Here is a 21,338-nt window from a genome sequence, read left to right as displayed (position 1 = left end):
CGGGCATCCCGAATATTGTTTATCGTAGATAATGAATATGGGGACGATTGCTGTAGGGCGAGTGTTCGATCCGAGCGTCTACGGAGAATACGTCTTTAAGAAGCTGTTGCGTGATGACATTTTGTGGTGTGCCTGAAGCAACGATTGCGCCACTTTGCATAATGATAAGCTCATCACAAAACATGGATGCGTGATTAAGGTCATGCAGCGCGATAATGCTTGTCATGGATAAGCCAGAGATCAGTCGTAAAAGTCCCATCTGGTGTTGAATATCAAGATGATTTGTTGGCTCATCCAGAATGAGTTCCTTTGGTGCTTGGGCCAACGCTCGAGCAATATGTGCGCGCTGCTTCTCGCCACCTGAAAGACTTTGCCAACGCTCATGACGCTTCGCTGTCATTCCTGTACGTTCGATTGCCTCGTCAACAGCCGCTTCGTCGGAGATGTTCCAACCAGAAAACATCGACCGATGGGGGAAGCGCCCCAGCTTCACGACATCATTTACTTTGAGATTGGCATTTGTCGTGGCGTGCTGTTCTACAAATGCAACGCGTTGTGCGATTGTACGCCTCGCTATCTTGCTGATATCTTTCTCATCAAGGAAAATCTTGCCAGAATTGGGCTGTTTTAAACCAGCAATCAGGCGCAACAGCGATGTTTTGCCAGATCCGTTTGGCCCTAAAAGCCCAAGCATTTTCCCCTGCTTCGCTTGAAAAGAAACCCCATCTAAAATGGTCTTCTTTCCTATCTTCCAAGTAAGATTATCGACCTTAATTGTCATGATGCGCGCTGAAACCGATAGAGAATGATCGAAAAAAACGGTACACCCACCAGGGCAGTAACAACGCCAATAGGCAATACCTGCTGAGGTATAAGCGCTCTGGAAGCAATATCCGCCAAAACCATAAATATGGCACCTATAATCGCACAGGCAGGTAGTAGTTTGATATGAAGTGGGCCGACAATAAATCGCGCTGCATGTGGAACGACAAGCCCTACAAAGCCTATAGAACCGACCATGCTGACGATCGTTGCGGTCATAACTGCCGTTAAAGCAAAGAGCGCAATACGCGCGCGTCCGACATTGACACCCAATGACGAAGCAGCCTCATCACCAAATGCAAATGCATCCAATACGCGCGCGTATAACAAACAGGCGATCAGACCCAGCCCGACGATAATTGAAACCAGAGTAAACTCCGGCCAACGGACGCCACCAAAGCTACCTAAAAGCCAGAACATGACATCGCGTGCTTGCTGAGCATTACCCGACGTGGTGACGATATAGGCTGTTGCCGCATTAAATAATTGTGACGCTGCAACACCTGCCAGGATTGTGCGATCTGCACCGCCACGGGTTCCGTTTGATAGTAAGGCGACAAACAGAAAAGCTGAAAATGCCCCGACAAATGCACCGGCGGAAAGTGAAACTGCTCCTGCTCCAATGCCTATAATGACAACGGCGACTGCGCCAGTCGATGCGCCTGCCGATATGCCCAGAACGTAGGGTTCAGCCAATGGGTTGCGTAACAAGGATTGCATGATCGCACCGCAAAGAGCCAATCCTGCGCCACAAAAAGCAGCAACTAAAGCACGGCTCAAACGATAGTCCCAAATAACCGTTTCATGGATGCGGTTTAATTCAACTGCCGTCCATCCAAGTCGATTTGTAATCGCCCAATAAGTCGTTGAAAGCGGGATCGGCAAATCACCGATCCCAACACTGATGCAGACAACAAATCCTATCGCTAGAATTGATGCCAGCAGCAGAAAGCAGAGACTGCCGAAATGCCTCAACGCATGACCAGTCATTTTCACTTGAAAATACCGAGCGCTTTCAACTGCTCAGCAACTTGTTCCGCACCATAAATCGTTCGGATCGTCGGGTTCATCGCCTGTCCGTCCATAACCACAATGGCTTTATTTTTGACGGCAGGCATTTGGCTGGCAGCTGGATCGCTGTTTAAGAACTGAATCTTGGCTTCAGGCTTGTCGAGCTCCCAACGGTTGCGATCAAGATTGGCAACGACGATAACGTCGGGATTTGCAGCAATAATGCTTTCCCAGCCAAGCGTCGGCCATTCAGCCTCTGCCTTGATAGCATTTTCACCGCCAAGTACGTCAGCAATGAAACTTGAAGCGCCGTTTCCGCCGCCAAGATAAGCATCTGCCGATGGTGACTGGCTAGAGAACCAAAAAACATATGAGAGCTTCTTATCGCTTGTCGTAACACTCGAACGGAGTTTTGATTCACGCGCTTTAAAATCGGCAATGAGTGCTTGTCCACGATCTGCGACGTCAAAAATCTGCGATAGTTCATCGATCTCTTTGTAGAGTAGGTCCATATTCCAAAGTTTGTCGCGGCTGCCATACTCATCTTTAACTTGCGCTGTGCTTAGGCAAGTGCTTGGGGAAAGATAAGTAGGGACACCGACTTTATCGAAATCTTCTCGCTTGGCGACCTTACTGCTTGGTCCAACGAGGGTCGGTAATGCTGCGGCGACAAAGTCGGGGTTTTCAGCGAGAATTGATTCAAATGTGGGAAACTCAACAGTGAGGAGTTTCACTTTTGCATTTGCCGTTTCGAGCTCTGGCAGTACCTTGCTTGGCCAAAAAGCTGTTCCGGCCATTTTGTTCTCAAGTCCGAGCAGTAACAGAATTTCCGCGCTGTTCTGACCAAGCCCGATAGCGCGTTCTGGTGCTTTGGCAAATGTCACCTTAGCTCCACAGTTTTCAAGCGTTAACGGGTAGTTGGTTGGTGCCGCAAAAGTTGGATTGATCTGACAAGCAAGGGCAGCAGCAAAACCTGAGGCGACAAAGATTGACTTGATGGAGAGCACGGAAGACGTCCTGAGTTTGAGCCTAATGAAATAGCTCAGCCTGAATTAATGGGATGGCTTTTAGCTAAGAGTCTAAGTCAAAACAAGAGATAGCTAGTCATATTTTAATGGTCCCTCGAAAAGCTACTCCAATTGCATCATGCCGGTGGTGAGGACATCTGATTATGCTACTTCCTGCAAAAGTGTAGCAAAGACCTCGGCTGGTGTCTTAAATCCAAAACACTTGCGCGGCGTTGCATTGAGATTGTGGGCGAGGGCGGTCAACTGCGTCTGGCTGACCTGGGTCAGATCCGTGTTGCTGGGTAAATACCGTCGTATGCGCTGGTTGATGTTCTCAATCGCGCCTTTCTGCCATGGTGAGTTTGGGTACAAAACCAGCTTTTAGCTCCCATCACGCAAAGTGATCTGCGAGTAGCAATTTGACATCCAATTTCCTCCATGGCTAACCAAATGAATTCATTGGCATGTTGCAGTTTAAAATCGAATGTACCCGTGTGAGGTCAGGCTGAAGCGCGACTTTTGACGTTTGAGCTTACGCATAACGATGTCTGTTTGCGATGAGTTTTTGTCGGAAGACTTCTGCTGGTGTTTTGTACCCCAGACATTTGCGCGGTGTATTGTTGAGGCGATGACAGATGAATGCGAGGTCTCGATCACTGAGGGTGAGCGGATCAAGGTCTCGGGGAAGCCAGCGTCTTGTGCGTCTGTTGGTGTTCTCAACAGTGCCTTTCTGCCAGGGTGACTGCGGATCACAGAACCATGTTTGAGACCCTATCCCATTCTGTAGATAGGACCACTCTGTAAACTCAGTACCACGATCAAAGGTGATTGATCGGCGGGCCGTTTGGGGCAGGGGTTGGAGAACCCTAATCACGCCATCCATCACCGGCCGTGACTGACGATCATTGTTGCGTAGCAACACGGTAAAGCGGCTTACCCGCTCGACCAGAGACGTCACATTGGCTTTGCCGAACCTCTTGCGAAACTGGATGAGGTCGCATTCCCAGTGTCCGAACTGCTTGCGCCTGGCAACCATGTCCGGCCGGTGCAAGATGCTGAGTTCAGGCGGAAATCGACGCCCATGATGACGCCGGGCATGACGTGGACGCCGTTTGGCACGGCGTTCGGGCAGATATTTCCAAAGCTCTTCTTTGCGACCATCAGCGGAATATACAAACTGATAAATCGTTTCATGACTGACAGAGATTGGATGGCGTTCCAACCGCATTCTCCCGGCAATCTGTTGCGGCGACCATCCATCGTTGATGTGATCGATCACGGACTGCCGGAGTTGATCATACCGGATCAACTTGCGTTGCTTCGAGCGACGCTCACGGCATTTCTGGTCAGCAATCGTACAGTAATAGCCTCTTAAATCCTTGATCTCATCATCGTTAAACTGATTGCGTTTGAGTTCACGAAAAATCGTCGAACGGTGCCTTCCAAGCTTCTCAGCAATAACGTCAACGGAGAGCTTTGCAGTGCGCCAGCGGGCTATTCTGCGACGTTCATCCAGATCAATATGCGAATAGGTACGGTCCATGACGGGTTCCTTGCATTGGATAACTCATTGTTATCATTTGCAAGTCGCACTTCAAACTAGAACCCACCCCGGAGCGCAAAGTGAATTGCATAACTTATATTATGGAACGAACTAGAATGAAAAGCCAGCATCTTGTTGCGGTGAAACATTTCCGGCCGCCCCAGTATGATGCCGTGATGGTCACTCAAACCCAGTTCAAATGGCTTTCCTTTGCGTGTTTTCCACAACTCGAAAACTCTGGTGAAAATTTAAGCGAATCGGATGTCGTAGCCTGCATAAAAATGCTGGCAGCAGATTATAAAAGTGCCGCAAAATATGGAGTTTTCTTGATTTTTCATCCTCTGAGAGAGCATTCAAAAGCGCTTTAAAATCGGCACTGCGTACCAGTTTTTTGCCTTCTAAATTAGCTTCATCGTAGTCAATATGATAACTAATTCAGTATGTTGAGAACTTCACTTGCAAGAAAAAATCTTATCCATAAGATGCACGCCATTTCAAAAATTACCTAGGAGGGGTTCATCGTGTTTCGTAAAACTTTAATGACAGGTGTTTGTCTTGTGGCGCTTATGGGAGCGGCATCGGCTGAGGTCGTTCTTAATCGCGGCAATGACACTGATCCGGCAACGCTCGATCATCATCGCACGTCCACCGTGTCTGAAGGCAACGTCCTTCGCGATTTGTATGATGGCTTGACCATCCAGAACGCAAATGGTGAAGCCGTACCAGGTGTGGCGAAGTCATGGGATATTTCGGAAGACGGTTTGGTCTACACGTTCCATCTTCGTGATGATGCGAAATGGTCGAATGGCGATCCGGTAACTGCTGGTGATTTCAGCTTTGCTTTTCACCGTCTGATGGACCCGAAAACGGCAGCTGGCTATGCGAGCATGTTGTTTGTCATCAAGAACGCGGAAGACGTTGCTGGTGGTAAAAAGCCTGTCGATGAGCTGGGTGTTGAAGCTGTAGACGATCACACGCTTAAGGTAACGCTTAACTCCCCTGCTCCTTATTTCCTTGAACTTCTGACTCACCAGACCGGCTTCCCGCTACATAAGAAGAGCGTTGAAGAAAATGGCGATAAGTTCACGACACCTGGGAAAATGGTGACGAACGGCGCTTACGAACTGGTCAGTTTCACGCCGAACGACAAGATCGTCATGAAGAAGAATCCTAATTACTATGAAGCCGATCAGGTCAAGATCGATACTATCAACTGGATTCCATTCGAAGACCGCGCCAGCTGTATGCGCCGTTTCGAGGCCAAGGAAGTTCAGATTTGCTCTGACGTTCCAGCCGAACAGATGGATTATGTGAAGAAGAACCTCGCCAACGAATTCCGTATGGCACCTTATCTCGGTGTTTATTATCTGCCGGTCAAAGGCAAGACTGCTGACAGCAAGTTGAAAGATCCGCGTGTTCGTCAGGCTCTGTCTATGGCGATCGACCGTGATTTCATTGCCGATCAGGTCTGGCAGGGCACCATGCTCCCAGGTTATTCGCTGGTTCCTCCAGGTATCAACCACTACGTCAAGGATGCGCCTAAACTCGACTATTCCGATGACATGCTGGATCGTGAAGACAAGGCCAAAGAGCTGTTGAAGGAAGCAGGCGTTGAGCCAAACACGCTTTCGATTGAGCTGCTCTACAACACATCTGAAAACAACAAGAACACGATGGCAGCAATTGCTGATCAGCTTGGCAATATCGGTGTGAACGCAACGCTCAACGAAACCGAAGGCGCTACCTACTTCAACTTCCTGCGTGAAGACGGTCCGTTCGATATCGCACGCGCTGGCTGGATCGGCGATTACAACGATCCGCAGAACTTCCTCTACATTGCCCAGAGTGATGTCAGCTTCAATTATTCCAAGGTTAAAAACCCGGAATATGATGCGAAGATGGCTGAAGCAGCGAAGATCCTTGATCTGGATGCCCGCGCCAAGGTTCTGGCTGAAGCCGAGCAGCTCAAGCTCGATGATATGAGCAATATTCCTATCCTTTATTATTCCTCGCGCGCTCTTGTGTCTGACAAGATCGATGGCTGGAACGACAATCTTATGGACAGCCACAAAACCCGCTGGCTATCGTTCAAACAATAAATTTTCAGTTCGGGCTGCGCCTTTGGGCGCGGCCCCTTTTTCTTTCGACCTGGGAGGGTCGGAGGGTCCCTCTTTTCATGGGACAGATATTTTTTAAGACTTATGGGAGTTTCACGATGGTTCGCGAAATTTTATTGGCAGGCGTTTGCCTGATTTCGCTTGGTAGCGCCGCGTCTGCTGCAATTGTGCTTAACCGTGGCAATGATATGGATCCTTCAACGCTGGATCAGCAGCTCACCACTACAGTTCAGGAAGACCGCGTTTTAAAAGATCTTTATGAGGGACTGGTCGCGCAGGATAGCCACGGCAGAGCAGTTCCCGGTGCGGCGACATCATGGGAAATTTCGCCCGATGGCCTCACCTATACTTTTCACATGCGCGACAATGCCAAATGGTCGAATGGCGATCCAGTAACCGCAGGCGATTTCGAGTTTTCATTTCGCCGCCTGATGGACCCTAAGACGGCTGCGGGTTATGCCAGTGTCTTTTATTCAATCAAAAACTCCGAGCAGATCGCGACTGGCCATATGTCCGTTGATCAGCTTGGCGTGAAGGCACTGGACGACAAAACCCTCCAGATCACGCTCAACGCCCCTACTCCATATTTCATTGAATTATTGACCCATAACACCGGATTTCCGGTCAATCCGAAAGCCGTAAAGGAATTCGGGTCAAAGTTTAGCCAGCCAGGCCATATGGTCAGCAATGGTGCTTATGAGCTTGTCAGTTTCAATCCGAACGACAAGATCGTTATGAAGAAAAATCCCTATTATTGGGATGCGGAGCATGTTCAGATTGATCAGGTGAACTGGATACCGTTTCAGGACCGTTCCAGCTGTATGCGCCGGTTTGAGGCGAAAGAAGTTGATATCTGCTCTGATGTTGCCGCTGAACAGATGGACTATGTGAAACAGAACCTCGGTAAATGGTTTCATCAGGCGCCGCTGCTGGGCATTTATTACATCGATATCAAAGGTGAGCCTTCCAGCAAGTTGCGCGACCCTCGTGTCAGACAAGCGATTGGAATGACGATTGATCGTGATTTTCTGGCACAGGAAGTCTGGCGCGGTACAATGCTCCCTGCCAGCTCGATGGTGCCTCCCGGCATCAATAATTACGTCAAAGACGGACCACAGCTAAGCTACGCCAAAGAAGACATTCTTGATCGCGAAGACAAGGCAAAAAAGCTGCTGGCAGATGCCGGTATCACACCTGGTAGTCTATCGATCGTGCTGAGGTATAGCACGTCGGAAAATCACAAGAACACGATGGCGGCGATTGCCGACATGCTCAAGGATATTGGTATCAATGCCACGCTCGACGAAGTCGATGGCACGACCTATTTCAATTATCTTGAGCAAAAAGGCATGTTCGATATCGCACGCGATGGCTGGGTTGGGGATTACAATGATCCGAACTCGTTTCTGTCACTCTTCACGAGCGACAGCTACTTCAACTACGCGCAATGGTCGAACAAGGACTATGACGCGCTGATGATGAAATCAGCCATCACAGCAGATTTGGGTGAACGGGCGAAAATCCTCACCAATGCAGAGAAGATTTTGCTTCAAGATGGGGCTGCTATTCCTCTGCTCTACTATTCATCTACCGCATTGGTTGCCGACAAAGTCAAAGGCTACGACGACAACCTGATGAATTCGCACGCCACACACTGGCTGTCGATAAAAGGCTAAACAAAAACAGGAACGCCCTTAGTGGGATTTGCCGGGTCGCTTTTTGAGCGTTCCGGCAAAGAAGGGAAATAAAAATGCTGGGCTACACGCTCCGACGATTGGGTAGTGCAATACCAACTATCTTTATCATCGTCACACTGACTTTCTTCCTTATCCGGCTTGCGCCGGGTGGTCCTTTCGACCTTGAGCGCCCGATTGATCCGCTGATCCTCGAAAACCTCAAGAAAGCCTACAATATGGATGCGCCGCTTTGGCAGCAGTATCTGATTTATCTGGGCAATCTGTTGCGCGGTGATCTTGGCCCAAGCTTCACGCGCCGCGACTTCACCGTCAATGACTTGTTCGCTTCCGGCCTTCCGGTTTCGATCATGCTTGGTGCGCTGGCCCTTAGTCTGGCTGCGATTATCGGAACTTTTCTCGGTACAATCGCGGCACTGAAACAGAATTCTCCGATTGATTATTTCGTTGTAGCGCTCGCCACTTTTGGCATTACAACACCGAATTTTGTTGTTGCCCCTCTTCTGAGCCTTCTTTTCGGCGTCATCCTCGGATGGGTGCCGGCGGGTGGCTGGTCCTCAGCTAATATCCTTTATTGGATATTGCCAGTGCTGACTTTGGCGCTGCCGCAGGTTGGCGTTATTGCGCGCCTCGTGCGCGGCGCAACTATTGAAGCCTTGCGTGCCAATCACGTTCGGACTGCTCGCGCTTACGGCCTGCCCGCGCGCGTGGTCGTTGGCGTTCATGCTTTGCGTGCAGCCATGTTGCCAGCTGTTTCCTATCTGGGGCCGACAGCTGCTGCCCTCCTTACTGGCTCGGTTGTGGTTGAAACCATCTTCGGTATCCCCGGCATTGGCCGTTACTTCGTGCAAGGCGCGTTGAGCCGCGATTATACGATGGTGATGGGAACCGTTGTTGTCATTTCCGTTTTCGTCGTGGTGTTCAATCTCATCGTCGACCTTCTTTATGCATGGCTTGATCCGAGGGTGCGCTATGACTGATTTTACTGCAGCCGTTGAAACGGAAAAGCTTGGTTCAGTGCAGAGCCGTTCGCTCTGGCAGGATGCATGGCTCCGCCTGCGCAAGAACAAGGCCGCTGTCACAAGTGCTATCGTGCTGATCGTGCTTGCACTTGTCGGTATCTTCGGGCCGATGCTTAGCCCGCATCCCTATGACAAGATCTATCCGCAGTTTGTCCGCGTGGCTCCAAGTCTGGAAGCCTATCCGCGCGCTGACACGATCATGCCGGGACTAGAGCGCGAACTGGCTCGTGCAAGACTTCAGCCGACCAATGAACCCGAATTAACAGGCAACGATGTTGTTGTCGATTTTACAGCGCAACGCCCTACCGATGAGCGTGTTCTTCGCTACTTCCAGCGCTCGGACCTGTTCAGTAATCCGAAGATCGAACTTGCTGCTGATGGTTTGAGTGGTAAGCTGACATTGAATGTCGCGCGCAACTATTTTGTGCTCGGTACAGATAATCTTGGCCGCGATCTCATGACCCGCATCTTCATCGGTGTGCGCATGTCATTGGCGATCGGCTTGCTGGCTTCAGCCATGGCTTTGGTACTTGGCGTTGGTTATGGCGCTATTTCGGGTTATCTCGGTGGCCGTGCCGACAACATCATGATGCGGCTTGTCGATATTCTCTATTCCCTGCCCTTCATCTTCTTCGTCATATTGATGCTCGTCTTCTTCGGGAGGTCGATCTTCATCATCTTCATTGCCATTGGTGCAACCGAATGGCTGGATATGGCGCGCATCGTGCGTGGACAAACATTGAGCCTCAAACGGCAGGAATTTGTGCAGGCGGCAGAAGCGCTCGGCGCAACCCGTCGCGGCGTCATCACCCGCCATATTATCCCGAATGCTTTGGGGCCGGTTATTGTCTTTGTGACGCTTCTGGTGCCAAAGGCCATTCTGCTTGAAAGCCTTCTTTCATTCCTCGGTCTGGGCGTGCAGGATCCCCTCACCTCGCTCGGCCTTCTCATCTCGGAAGGCGCTCAGAACATGCGCGGCGCAAGCTGGCAATTGATCTGGCCTGCCGCTACCCTCACCATCATCCTGTTTGCGCTGAACTTCCTTGGCGACGGCCTGCGCGACAGTCTTGACCCGAAGGATCGCTGAGATGACAAAAGAAAACATTCTGAGCGTTCGCGATCTTCGCGTCACTTTCGACACGCATGACGGTCCGGTTGATGCTGTGCGCGGCATCAATCTCGATGTCAAAGCTGGTGAAACAATCGCAATCGTTGGTGAATCCGGTTCTGGCAAAAGCCAGACCACCATGGCGATGATGGGATTACTGGCACAAAACGGTAAAGCGACTGGACAGGCGCTGTATCGCGGTCAGGATCTTATCGGCATGTCCGATAAGGCGCTGAACAAAATCCGTGGTGCTAAGATCACCATGATCTTTCAGGAGCCGATGACGTCACTTGATCCACTTTATCGGATTGGCGATCAGCTGGCTGAACCTCTGCGCTATCACCGCGGATTGAGCAAGAAGCAGGCGCGGCCACGTATTCTGGAATTGCTGAAGCTGGTCGGTATTCCTGAACCGGAACGCCGTATTGATAGCTACCCTTACGAGCTTTCAGGTGGGCAGCGTCAGCGCGTGATGATTGCCATGGCGCTGGCTAATGAGCCGGATATTCTCATTGCCGATGAGCCGACAACCGCACTCGATGTCACCATTCAGGCGCAAATTCTCGACCTGCTGGCTGATCTTCAGCAGCGGCTGGGGATGGCGGTTGTGTTCATTACCCATGACCTTGGTATTGTGCGTCGCTTTGCCGACCGTGTCTATGTGATGCGTTCAGGTGAAGTGGTGGAAACCAACGAGACCGAAAAGCTTTTTACCGAGCCAGAGCATCCCTATACGAAGATGCTGCTTGATGCAGAGCCGGAAGGCGAAAAGCTGTCACCACCCGCAGAAGCGCCGGTCCTTATCCGTGCTGATAATGTGAAGGTGAACTTCCTTATCAATAAGCCCTGGCTTGGTGCTGCCACCTACATGACGGCGGTAAATGATGTCTCTCTGACCTTGAAGGAAGGTCAGACCATCGGGATTGTTGGTGAATCCGGTTCAGGCAAATCGACACTTGGCCGTGCCATTCTGCGACTTCTCGCATCGGAAGGTCGGATCGCTTATTTGGGTAAGGAGTTACCCACTAATCCTCAAGATATGCGACCCAAGCGCCGTGAGCTTCAGCTGGTTTTTCAGGATCCATTCGGATCGCTTAGCCCGCGTATGACCGTCGGCCGGATCATTACCGAAGGTCTGTTTATTCATGAGCCGAACCTTTCGGCAAAGGAACGGGATCGCCGTGCACAGGAAGCGCTTCGTGAAGTCGGCATGGACCCGGCGATGCGTAATCGCTACCCGCACGAGTTCTCAGGTGGCCAGCGCCAGCGTATCGCCATCGCACGTACGATGATCCTGAAACCAAAGGTGATCGTGCTTGATGAGCCGACCAGTGCGCTGGATCGTTCTGTGCAGAAGCAGATCGTTACGCTCTTGCGTGATCTGCAGAAGGAACACGGGCTTTCCTATCTTTTCATCAGTCACGACATGGCGGTGGTACGTGCCGTGTCCGACTATGTGATTGTTATGAAGAACGGAAAGATTGTCGAACAAGGTGATACAGAACAGGTTTTCGATAACCCCTATGAGGATTATACGAAGGCGCTCATGGCCGCGGCGCTGAGCGAAGAGCGGTTTGGTACAAACGACTAAATTAAATAAAAACGGGGCTTTGGCCCCGTTTTCTTATAAAGCGATATAAATCTAAAATACCAAAGACCGATGGGCGGAAACGCCAGCGGAAACTCCATCTGCAACGGACCATGCAACACTATGTGCGCCCCTTGAAATGTCGCCGGCGGCATAGATACCCTGAATGCTTGTCGCTTTCATCTCATCAGTTTTGATGGCTTTTCCAAGCGGCATGTCTTCCAATGTGCAGCCGAGTTGCTCAGCAAGCGGGCTGTTCAGGCGGTTGGATGGTCCAATGAATAATGCGTCAACTTGCAACAGGCGACCGTCAGCAAGTTCGATCTCGGAGATGGATGTTCCCTCACCTCTTATGCCTGCGACTGGTTTTGCTTCAATCGTGACGCCACGCTTTTCGAGTTCTGCCAAAGTTGCAGCATCAGGCTCTTCACCGCCATTCAGATAGAATGTGGTCGGTCCCCATTCGGAGATAAGCATGGCTTGATGAGACGACATCGGCGAAAGGTTCAACACGCCGAGTCTTTTGCCGCTGAACTCGTAGCCATGGCAATAAGGGCAATGAATAACCGATTTGCCCCAGCGTTCAGCCAACCCCGGTAAATCTGGCAAAACGTCAGAAATGCCGAAGGCAAAGATCAGTCTGCGCCCGCTGACGACTTCGCCTGTATTAAGTTCAATCGAAAAATCATCAATATGCCCGGTTCCGTTTACAGCTTTCTCCTCGGTTACGCTTACAGTCGGATAGGCCTTAACCTGCTCTTTTGCCGTTCCGAGCATCGCTGCCGGACTGCTTCCATCCTGAGCGAAGAAACCATGTGAGTGTTCGGCAAAGCGGTTGCGTGGCTTGCCTGTATCGATCACGCGAACCGAACGCCTGCCGCGTGCCACATAGGTTGCCGCCGAAAGTCCGGCAAAGCTGCCACCGATAATAATCACATCATGATGCGTCATGGGCTGCCTCCAAGTCGAATGTTGCGCCGCGTTCAATCGCGCGCTGATGAAAATCCGCGCTCAACATGGCGAGTGTCACTTCGCCAAAACGTTTCAATAGAAGCTCTTCTGCATCGCTGAACGCCTTGTTGAGCGATGCGTTGACGGTTTGCTCGACGAGGCAACCCGGCATTTCTGTGCGATTGCTCATCGCAAGCAGCGACGGTTTGCCGATGGCGTTGTAAATGTCATGCAGCGTGACTTTGCTAAGATCGCAAGCGATCTCCCATCCGCCGCCATGACCTTTTTCGGAGCGCACATAGCCCTGCTCACGCAGCCCACTCATGACGCGACGCACGACAACGGGATTGGTGCCCATCGCTTTTGCGAGGACTTCGGAGGTCACGGGCTTTTTATACTCAGCCATGTGAAGGAGGACGTGGAGGACGCCCGAAAGTTTGCTATCTTTTTTCATGTAACTTTATATGTTACGAGTCTCCGACTCTGTCAAGAGAGGCGATAATATGAAAATATTTTTCGGGACGTTCTTGGGCCGCTTTGTGTTAGAATGGCGTTATGATTGATCTGTTTTCCCAGCTTGAAACTCGAGAAAAGCTTGCCGACGGCGCCGTTCTTTTACGGGGATTTGCGCTCGCCAACGAAGCAGAAATTCTCAACGCCATGCAAGACGTTGAGAATGATGCATCTTTTCGGAACATGACGACGCCAGGCGGATTTCGCATGTCAGTCGCTATGACCAATTGCGGGTCTTTTGGCTGGGTGACGGACCGGAAGGGCTATCGTTACAGCGCCGTTGATCCTGAAACGGAAAAGCCGTGGCCTTCAATGCCGGGGGCATTTCGTGATCTTGCAGAGAGTGCTGCGGACGAAGCCGGTTATGCTGATTTCGTACCGGATGCCTGTCTCATCAATCGGTATGAACCCGGCGCAAAAATGTCTTTGCATCAGGATAAGGACGAGAAGGATTTCAAAAATCCGATTGTCTCGGTGTCACTGGGGCTGCCCGCGACATTTCAATTCGGCGGATTGCAGCGCAGTGATCCAGTACGCAAATTCGTGCTGCACCACGGCGATGTGGTCGTTTGGGGTGGACCATCCCGACTCTTCTATCATGGCATTCTGCCGTTGAAGGATGGAAGACATCCGCAACTTGGTCGAAATCGCTATAATCTTACATTCAGAAAAGCTAAATAACTTCAAATGAATGCAGTTTGTCTTTAACTTTCTGCATTCATTTGGAACGCGCATCTTTTCTGCGATGCGCGTTAAAACGAATATTCTGATCAAACGCGCTCTAGTTGAACGCACCGCCGTCGCTTTTGCTTTCAGGGCGTTCTTTCGCAACCTTCTCGCGATAGCCGCTGGCGCGATAAGCCGCAATCGGCTCGATTGCTCCGCCGGTACGACGACGCGCTTCGGCCAGAATTGGCTCGACATCGGTCCGATAAGCGCGTTTCAGCGTATCGGATGCCATCAGGGCATCGTTTTCCTGCTGATAAGTTTCCAGCGCTTCCCGATCCACCAACAACGCCTGCGCATAAGCACGGCGGATTTCATTGGCAGATGAAATCAAGCTTTCAATCGGGTCGGTCACATTATGCGACTGATCGATCATGTGTTCAGGATAGAAATCCTTTACACCGCGATAATCTGCATCGACTAGCTCGTTGAAAACAAGGAACAGGCGGTATGGATCAATCGATCCCGCATCAAGATCGTCGTCGCCATATTTGCTGTCGTTGAAATGGAAGCCACCGAGCTTTCCGAACTGGATCAACCGCGCCACGATCATTTCAATATTTGTGTTTGGTGCATGGTGGCCAAGATCAACCAGACATTGCGCCTTTGGACCAAGGGTCGAGGCTATAAGGTAATTTGTGCCCCAATCCTGAACGACTGTAGAATAGAAGGCTGGCTCATACATTTTATGTTCAGAGAACAGCCGCCAGTCATCGGGAAGAGCCTTATAGATTTCACCCATCGAATGCAGATAACGCTCGAATGCGCGGGTGAAATTCTGCTGACCCGGGAAGTTTGAACCATCGCCAAGCCAGACGGTCAAAGCTTTGGAACCAATCGCATTTCCGATCTCGATACACTCAATATTATGTTCAACAGCCTGAGCACGCACGGCCGGATCGACATGGGTAAGCGAACCATATTTATAGGAATGCTGCTGATCAGCCGAATCCGAGAACGTGTTGGAGTTCATCGCGTCAAAACCAAGGCCGAGTGCTTCCGCATGGGCTTTCAGTTTTTTCGGGTCAGCCTTATCCCACGGAATATGCAGCGAAACATTCGGCGTTGCGCGTGAAAGTTCGTTGATGACCGAGCAGTCGTCAAGTTTGTCGAAAATCCCGCGCGGCTCACCGCGACCGGGAAAACGGCCAAAGCGTGTGCCGCCCGTTCCTGTCCCCCAAGAGGGTACAGCGACAAAATATTTGGCAACTTTTTCAGTGATTTTTTCAATTTCGATGCCGCGGCGGGCAAGCTGTTCGCCAAGAGCCTGATAGTCGCGCTTTTGTACATTCTCAAAGCCGGAATTGTGCTCAGCGATGAAATCGGCTGCAATACGTTGTTCGGACATGGTTCCTCCCAGAATGTCCTCAATTTCTTGAATAAAAGACAGAAAGGCAAGATCGCCTTACCTGCCTTCTGAGTAATCAGCGCGGGAAGCTCTGCTGGTTTCCGGCGTCAACATTGATGATGTTGCCGGTGGACTTGGCCGATGCATCGCTTGCAAGGAAGTAGATCGCTTCTGCAATATCTTCCGGCAGTACATTAAGCTTGAGCAGCGAGCGCTTCCGATAATGTTCTTCCAGTTCAGTCACATCAATCTTTGACGATGCAGCACGCTGTTCGCGCCATTCGCCGTCCCAGATTTTTGAACCGCGCAGCACAGCATCCGGGTTGACCACATTCACACGAATACCAGCTTCGGCACCTTCGAGGGCAAGACAACGCGCCAGATGGATTTCCGCAGCCTTTGCCGTGCAATAGGCGGATGCGCCCGGCGAAGCGGCGAGCCCATTCTTGGAAGCAACGAAAACCACGTTTCCGCCAAGTTTTTGGCGCCGGAAAAGCCGGAATGCCTCACGAGAAACAAGAAAATATCCTGTCGCAAGTATGTCGATATTGCGGTTCCACATCGAAAGCTCGGTATTTTCGACTGAAGCAGACGATGCAATACCAGCATTTGAAACCAATATATCAATACCGCCCAGTTCCACGCTTGCCTCTGTGAAAGCGTTGATGACCGCACTTTCATTGGTGACGTTCAGCTCGACGCTGCGAACCTGATCGGATCCAAAACGATTGGCGAGATTTGCGTGAGCGGTTTTGAGCGATTCTGCGTCAATATCTGCCAGAACCACGCAAGCACCCTCACCTGCCAGACGCTCAGCCGTCGCGTAACCGATTCCCCCCGCGCCGCCGGTAATCAACGCAATGCGCCCGGCCAGGCTTTTAGGCTTCGGCATACGCTGGAGTTTGGCCTCTTCAAGCAGCCAATATTCAATATCGAAGGCTTCCTGTTCGGGCAGCCCCTGATATTCAGATACGGATGATGCGCCGCGCATGACATTGATCGCGTTGACGTAGAACTCACCAGCAATACGTGCTGTCGCTTTGTCGCGCGCAAAAGACAACATGCCAACGCCTGGAATCAGGAAAATGACCGGGTTGGGATCGCGCATTTTCGGCGAATTGTCGTGCTTGCAGCTCTCATAATAGCGCGTGTAATCAGCACGATAGGATTCGAGGGCAGTTTCAAGACCAGCAACCACACCATCAATATCCGGCTTCGCGGGATCAAAATCGACCACAAGCGGGCGAATTTTCGTGCGCAGGAAGTGATCCGGGCAAGATGTGCCAAGGCGTGAGAGTTTTTCCAATTCTTTTGAATTGACGAATTGCAGAACTGCATCCTGATCATCGAAATGGCCAAGCTTGCGCTCTTCGTTTCCGATCAACCCGCGTATCTCTGGCATGAGACGCGCAGCAATTGCACGGCGTTCCGAAGCATCAAGGCTTTGGGTTACGGAACCGCCAAAAGTGGCCTTGCCTTCACCCTTCTTATCAAGCCATTCGATAGCCTTGTTAATAATGGCAAGCGTCAGTTCATAGCAGCCCTTAGCGTCATTGGCCCAAGTAAAAAGACCATGGCTCTCAAGAACTACGCCCTTGGCGTTCGGATTTGCTTTCACAAAGGCTTCAAGATCAAGACCAAGTTGAAAGCCCGGACGACGCCATGGCAGCCAGCCGATTTCATCGCCAAAAATCTCGGCAGTTAGCTCGCGCGAGTTCTTTGATGCGGCAATTGCAATGATCGCATCAGGATGCATGTGATCAACGTGAGTGAACGGAACAAAGCCATGCAACGGCGTATCGATGGAAGCGGCACGAGGATTAAGATTGAATGTGCAGTGCGGAAGGAAGCCGACCATGCGGTCTTCATCTTCAACACCCTTATAAATGCCTTTCAATGCATCGAGTTTTTCCTGATAAAGTGTAGCAAAACCGTCAAGCTTAATCGTGCCGACATCGCCGCCCGAACCCTTGACCCAGAGCACCGGAACTGTCTTCCCGGTAAGCGGGTCGGTTTCCTGAACCTTGGCCGATGTATTCCCGCCACCATAATTGGTAATGCGCTTATCGGAACCGAGCAGGTTTGAGCGGTAAAGCAATTTTCCCGGTTCATCCAGCGTTGCTGCTTTGGCGTCGTCCCAGCGATTATCCAAGAGCTGGCTATGGGCCACCATATTTTCCTCCCGTTTTATGGTGAAGACCGGATTATGCACTTTCCTTTTCGCGCACAAACGATCATGTTGAGGGAAGATATGGCGCATTAAGTAAATTGATGTCAATCGCAAACGATCATAAATGATCATGCTGTTTAATTATTTTTGCGCGATTATGATTATTAATGATTGACACTGTCTGCGTTTGTGTTTGATAGATGAAGAAGGAGGAGCCATGCACGAGAGAGAGCGCCACCGTATTATCCTGACTGCTGTTCAGGAAAAGCCGGTGATTACCATTCAGGATCTGGTGGAACTGACGGAGGCGTCGGAAGCGACCCTTCGGCGCGACATTGCATCGCTTCATATGCAAGGACGTATCAAACGTGTGCGCGGTGGTGCGGAAGCAATTCATCCGCCGCAGTTTGCAAGCCTTGCCAGCAGGCCGTTCAAAGTGTCGGAAACCGAAAATACGGATCGCAAACGAGCAATTGCGCGCGAAGCCGTATCCCTCTGTGAAGAAGGCGACAGTATTATCATAAACGGTGGCTCGACCACCTTTCAGATGGTGCATTACCTTGCTGCGCGCCGTATGCAGGTGCTGACCAACTCTTTTGCAATCGCTGAGCATCTTTTGCGGCAGTCTAAAAGCACTGTGCTGGTTCCGGGCGGCGCTATTTATCGCGAGCAAAGTCTTATTCTGTCGCCTTTCGACAATGACGTGATCCGCAACTTTTACGGACGACGCATGTTTTTGGGATGCCAGGGCATCAGCCCGCTTGGCGTGATGGAAGCAGACGCTCTGGTTATTCAAAGCGAACAAAAGCTGATGGGCCAGGCGGATGAAATCGTCCTGATGGTCGATTCATCGAAATTCACCCGCCGTTCAAGCCTCATCCTCTGCCCTCTTGATCGGGTCAGCACGCTGATCACCGATGACGGCATTTCGGATGATGCACGGCGGATGGTCGAAAATGCAGGTATCCGGCTCATCGTAACGCCAATCTCTGCAAATGCTGGCAAGGGTAACGATCGGGGGGAGACCACAGAAGTTGCCTGAGCTTTAATATAAATCGGATTGTTCTTAATCGGGAGGAATGGGACATGAAACTTTTTAAGAAACTGGCATTAAGCACAGCGCTGGCCGTTGCTTTCATGGCAACTGCGGCGCAGGCTGCTGACATGAAAATCGCACTCGTTGCGAAATCGTTGGGCAATGGCTTTTTTGAAGCGGCCAATAAGGGCGCACAGGAAGCTGCCAAGGAATTGGGTGGCGTTGAAGTCATCTACACCGGACCAACGACAACGACTGCGGAAGGTCAGATTGAAGTCATTAATTCGCTGATTGCACAAGGCGTTGATGCGATTGCAATTTCGGCAAATGATCCGGATGCAGTTGTTCCAGCTCTCAAAAAGGCTGCGCAGCGCGGTATTAAGGTTATCTCGTGGGATTCCGGTGTCGCGCCTGAAGGCCGCATCGTCCATCTCAATCCATCATCGAACGATCTGATCGGCAAAATGTGCCTGACGCTGGCAGCGCATCATTTGCCAGATGGTAAGGGTGATTTCGCGATCCTTTCGGCAACGACCACCTCGACCAACCAGAATATCTGGATCGACGAGATGAAGAAGCAGCTCCAGGATTTTCCGGGTCTTAATCTCGTCACCACCGTTTACGGTGATGACCTTGCCGACAAAAGCTACCGTGAAGCACAGGGCCTCCTCACTTCCAATCCTGATGTGAAGGTGATTGTCGCTCCAACTACGGTTGGCGTGCTTGCTGCCTCGCAGGCTGTCAAAGACGCAGGCAAGATCGGTGATGTTTATGTAACCGGCCTTGGTCTGCCGTCTGAAATGGCTGGCGCCATCAAGTCGGGTGCAACCAAGGAATTCGCGATCTGGAACCCGATCGATCTGGGTTATTCTGCAACGCAAATTGCCTACCATCTTGTAAAGGGTGATGCAGACGGCAAGCCGGGCTCGGAAATCGAAGCCGGTCGCATGGGCAAAATCAAAATTGGAGAAAATGGCGAAGCCGCGATGAGCGATCCATTTATCTATGACGCATCGAACATCGACGAATTCTCCAAGGTCTTTTAATTTTAAGATTGAGGCTGGCGGTGCGAGGGATAATCTTGCACCGCCATCATTTTCCGAATTGAATTCAGGTATTTCTGATGAATGCAGCTTTGCAGAAAAGCGGGCAATCGGTGTTGCCTGCCAGCCATCCGGACACGCCTTTGCTGGAAATGCGCGGCATTGCCAAGACATTTCCCGGAGTGCGAGCGCTCGATAACGTCAATATCGCGCTCTATTCAGGCCAGGTAACAGCACTGATTGGTGAAAACGGAGCGGGCAAGTCGACGCTCGTCAAAATTCTGACGGGAATTTATCACCCGGACGAAGGCGAAATTCTGATTGATGGTCAGCCGGTTCATTTTTCGACTGCGCAGGATGCGACCGACGCTGGTGTAACCGCCATTCATCAGGAGACGGTGCTTTTCGATGAATTATCCGTTGGCGAGAATATCTATCTCGGCCACGCCCCCCGCACGAAGCTTGGCTTCGTCAATTGGGCAGCAGTCTTTGCACGGGCCCAGGCCCTGCTCTCTTCGCTGGAAATCACGGTTGATGCTCGTATCAAGTTGCGAGAGCTTTCCATCGCGCAACGGCATCTGGTGGCGATTGCACGTGCGCTTTCGGTGAATTCCCGCGTCGTCATTATGGATGAACCGACAGCAGCTCTGTCACGCAAGGAAGTTGATGATCTTTTCCGCATCGTCGAGCGACTGAAATCACAGGGCAAAGCAATCCTGTTCATCAGCCACAAATTCGATGAAGTTTATGAAATAGCGGATCGGTACGCGGTGTTCCGCGACGGTTGTGCGGTCGGGCACGGACTATTGTCGGAAATGAATGAACGCGAAATTGTCCGGCTGATGGTTGGACGTTCGGTGGAAAAGGCTTTTCCCAAACAGGATGTTGCGCTTGGCAACACGGTGCTGAAGGTTGTGAATTATTCTCATCCGACCGAGTTTCGCGATATATCCTTTGAACTGCGGCGCGGTGAAATTCTCGGTGTCTATGGTCTGGTGGGCGCTGGTCGTTCTGAGTTCGCTCAATCGCTGTTTGGCATGACGACGCCCTCATCCGGTCAAGTTGTGCTGGAAGGCAAAGAAATCAAAATCCGCCGCTCGGGCGATGCAATTGCTCAGGGCATTGTCTATGTGCCGGAGGAACGCGGGCGGCATGGCGCTATTTTGCAAATGCCGATTTTCCAGAACATCTCCCTGCCCTCGCTTAAGCGTACATCACGCGATGGTTTCCTGCGCATTGCACAGGAATTTAAGCTCGCACGCAAATATGCGGAGCGGTTTGATTTGCGCGCCGCCGCGCTTTCTGTGCCGGTGGGAACGCTTTCCGGCGGCAATCAGCAGAAAGTGGTTATCGGTAAATGGCTCGCGACCCATCCAAAGGTCATCATTCTCGATGAACCGACCAAAGGCATCGACATTGGCTCGAAAGCAGCCGTGCATGAATTTATTAGCGAGTTGGCTGCAGAAGGACTGAGTATCATCATGATCTCGTCCGAGCTACCCGAAATTATAGGTATGTCGGATCGTGTCATGGTGATGCGCGAAGGGCTGGTGGAAGGCATTTTTGATCGTGCCGATCTCGATGCCGAAGTTCTGGTGCGCGCGGCCACTGGAAATGCCGGTGAGAATGCGGAGTAAGA

At 51.1% G+C, this 21,338-nt stretch carries 18 protein-coding genes; 10 read left to right on the top strand and 8 right to left on the bottom strand.

What is annotated here, in order from left to right; translation table 11 throughout:
* Nucleotides 1–19: 19 nt before the first annotated feature.
* From RI570_RS16110 to RI570_RS16095, 4 genes are all read right to left on the bottom strand, one after another.
* A complete protein-coding gene (locus RI570_RS16110) occupies nucleotides 20–781 on the bottom strand; it encodes an ABC transporter ATP-binding protein (RefSeq protein ID WP_313829613.1) in 762 nt (253 codons plus the stop codon).
* Nucleotides 778–1,812, bottom strand: coding sequence for a FecCD family ABC transporter permease (locus RI570_RS16105; RefSeq protein WP_313830073.1), 1,035 nt, complete (start codon nucleotides 1,810–1,812; stop codon nucleotides 778–780). The genes RI570_RS16110 and RI570_RS16105 overlap by 4 nt, the downstream gene beginning before the upstream one ends.
* Nucleotides 1,813–1,814: 2 nt before the next feature.
* A complete protein-coding gene (locus RI570_RS16100) occupies nucleotides 1,815–2,840 on the bottom strand; it encodes an ABC transporter substrate-binding protein (RefSeq protein WP_409558687.1) in 1,026 nt (341 codons plus the stop codon).
* A 532-nt stretch (nucleotides 2,841–3,372) separates the two neighbouring features.
* Nucleotides 3,373–4,383 carry an IS30 family transposase gene (locus RI570_RS16095; protein ID WP_313829611.1) on the bottom strand — a complete coding sequence of 337 codons (1,011 nt, stop codon included), beginning with the start codon at nucleotides 4,381–4,383 and terminating at the stop codon, nucleotides 3,373–3,375.
* Between the two features lie 116 nt (nucleotides 4,384–4,499).
* Between RI570_RS16095 and RI570_RS16090 the strand changes: the two genes are divergently transcribed.
* The 6 genes from RI570_RS16090 to RI570_RS16065 all read left to right on the top strand — a co-directional run bounded on the left by RI570_RS16090 (nucleotide 4,500) and on the right by RI570_RS16065 (nucleotide 11,915).
* The gene (locus RI570_RS16090; protein WP_313829610.1) at nucleotides 4,500–4,751 is read left to right on the top strand and encodes a hypothetical protein; all 252 of its coding nucleotides are present in this window, start codon (nucleotides 4,500–4,502) and stop codon (nucleotides 4,749–4,751) included.
* A gap of 153 nt (nucleotides 4,752–4,904) precedes the next feature.
* On the top strand, nucleotides 4,905–6,482 hold the full coding sequence (locus RI570_RS16085; RefSeq protein ID WP_313829608.1) for a peptide ABC transporter substrate-binding protein: 1,578 nt from the start codon (nucleotides 4,905–4,907) through the stop codon (nucleotides 6,480–6,482).
* Nucleotides 6,483–6,598: 116 nt separating this feature from the next.
* Nucleotides 6,599–8,176: a peptide ABC transporter substrate-binding protein gene (locus RI570_RS16080; protein ID WP_313829606.1), complete on the top strand. Its 1,578-nt coding sequence runs from the start codon at nucleotides 6,599–6,601 to the stop codon at nucleotides 8,174–8,176.
* A 74-nt stretch (nucleotides 8,177–8,250) separates the two neighbouring features.
* Nucleotides 8,251–9,174, top strand: coding sequence for an ABC transporter permease (locus RI570_RS16075; RefSeq protein ID WP_007879123.1), 924 nt, complete (start codon nucleotides 8,251–8,253; stop codon nucleotides 9,172–9,174).
* Nucleotides 9,167–10,303, top strand: a complete 1,137-nt coding sequence (locus RI570_RS16070; protein ID WP_313829604.1) for an ABC transporter permease subunit — start codon at nucleotides 9,167–9,169, stop codon at nucleotides 10,301–10,303. Before RI570_RS16075 ends, RI570_RS16070 begins: the two co-directional genes overlap by 8 nt.
* Nucleotide 10,304: 1 nt before the next feature.
* The gene (locus RI570_RS16065; RefSeq protein ID WP_313829603.1) at nucleotides 10,305–11,915 is read left to right on the top strand and encodes an ABC transporter ATP-binding protein; all 1,611 of its coding nucleotides are present in this window, start codon (nucleotides 10,305–10,307) and stop codon (nucleotides 11,913–11,915) included.
* 51 nt (nucleotides 11,916–11,966) lie between these two features.
* Here the strand turns inward: RI570_RS16065 and RI570_RS16060 are convergent, their stop codons facing one another.
* Nucleotides 11,967–12,863, bottom strand: a complete 897-nt coding sequence (locus RI570_RS16060) for an NAD(P)/FAD-dependent oxidoreductase (protein ID WP_313829602.1) — start codon at nucleotides 12,861–12,863, stop codon at nucleotides 11,967–11,969.
* Nucleotides 12,850–13,317 carry an Rrf2 family transcriptional regulator gene (locus RI570_RS16055; protein WP_313829600.1) on the bottom strand — a complete coding sequence of 156 codons (468 nt, stop codon included), beginning with the start codon at nucleotides 13,315–13,317 and terminating at the stop codon, nucleotides 12,850–12,852. Before RI570_RS16055 ends, RI570_RS16060 begins: the two co-directional genes overlap by 14 nt.
* A gap of 101 nt (nucleotides 13,318–13,418) precedes the next feature.
* Between RI570_RS16055 and alkB the strand changes: the two genes are divergently transcribed.
* Nucleotides 13,419–14,057: a DNA oxidative demethylase AlkB gene (gene alkB / locus RI570_RS16050; RefSeq protein WP_313829598.1), complete on the top strand. Its 639-nt coding sequence runs from the start codon at nucleotides 13,419–13,421 to the stop codon at nucleotides 14,055–14,057.
* A gap of 100 nt (nucleotides 14,058–14,157) precedes the next feature.
* Here the strand turns inward: alkB and rhaI are convergent, their stop codons facing one another.
* Both rhaI and RI570_RS16040 read right to left on the bottom strand, forming a co-directional pair.
* Nucleotides 14,158–15,450, bottom strand: coding sequence for an L-rhamnose catabolism isomerase (rhaI, locus tag RI570_RS16045; RefSeq protein ID WP_313829596.1), 1,293 nt, complete (start codon nucleotides 15,448–15,450; stop codon nucleotides 14,158–14,160).
* Between the two features lie 76 nt (nucleotides 15,451–15,526).
* Nucleotides 15,527–17,623, bottom strand: a complete 2,097-nt coding sequence (locus tag RI570_RS16040; RefSeq protein WP_313829594.1) for a bifunctional rhamnulose-1-phosphate aldolase/short-chain dehydrogenase — start codon at nucleotides 17,621–17,623, stop codon at nucleotides 15,527–15,529.
* A gap of 214 nt (nucleotides 17,624–17,837) precedes the next feature.
* On the opposite strand from RI570_RS16040, the gene RI570_RS16035 reads away from it, so the two are divergent.
* The 3 genes from RI570_RS16035 (at nucleotide 17,838) to RI570_RS16025 (ending at nucleotide 21,336) form a co-directional block, all read left to right on the top strand.
* A complete protein-coding gene (locus RI570_RS16035) occupies nucleotides 17,838–18,662 on the top strand; it encodes a DeoR/GlpR family DNA-binding transcription regulator (RefSeq protein WP_313829593.1) in 825 nt (274 codons plus the stop codon).
* A gap of 44 nt (nucleotides 18,663–18,706) precedes the next feature.
* Nucleotides 18,707–19,702, top strand: coding sequence for a rhamnose ABC transporter substrate-binding protein (gene rhaS, locus RI570_RS16030; protein WP_313829591.1), 996 nt, complete (start codon nucleotides 18,707–18,709; stop codon nucleotides 19,700–19,702).
* Nucleotides 19,703–19,779: 77 nt separating this feature from the next.
* Nucleotides 19,780–21,336 carry a sugar ABC transporter ATP-binding protein gene (locus RI570_RS16025; RefSeq protein WP_313829589.1) on the top strand — a complete coding sequence of 519 codons (1,557 nt, stop codon included), beginning with the start codon at nucleotides 19,780–19,782 and terminating at the stop codon, nucleotides 21,334–21,336.
* Nucleotides 21,337–21,338: the final 2 nt, after the last annotated feature.

Origin of the sequence: Brucella pseudogrignonensis, assembly GCF_032190615.1 — a bacterium.
Classification (GTDB): domain Bacteria; phylum Pseudomonadota; class Alphaproteobacteria; order Rhizobiales; family Rhizobiaceae; genus Brucella; species Brucella pseudogrignonensis_B.
Note: the sequence above shows the minus strand (reverse complement) of the source record. Positions and strands in the feature narration are given on the sequence as shown.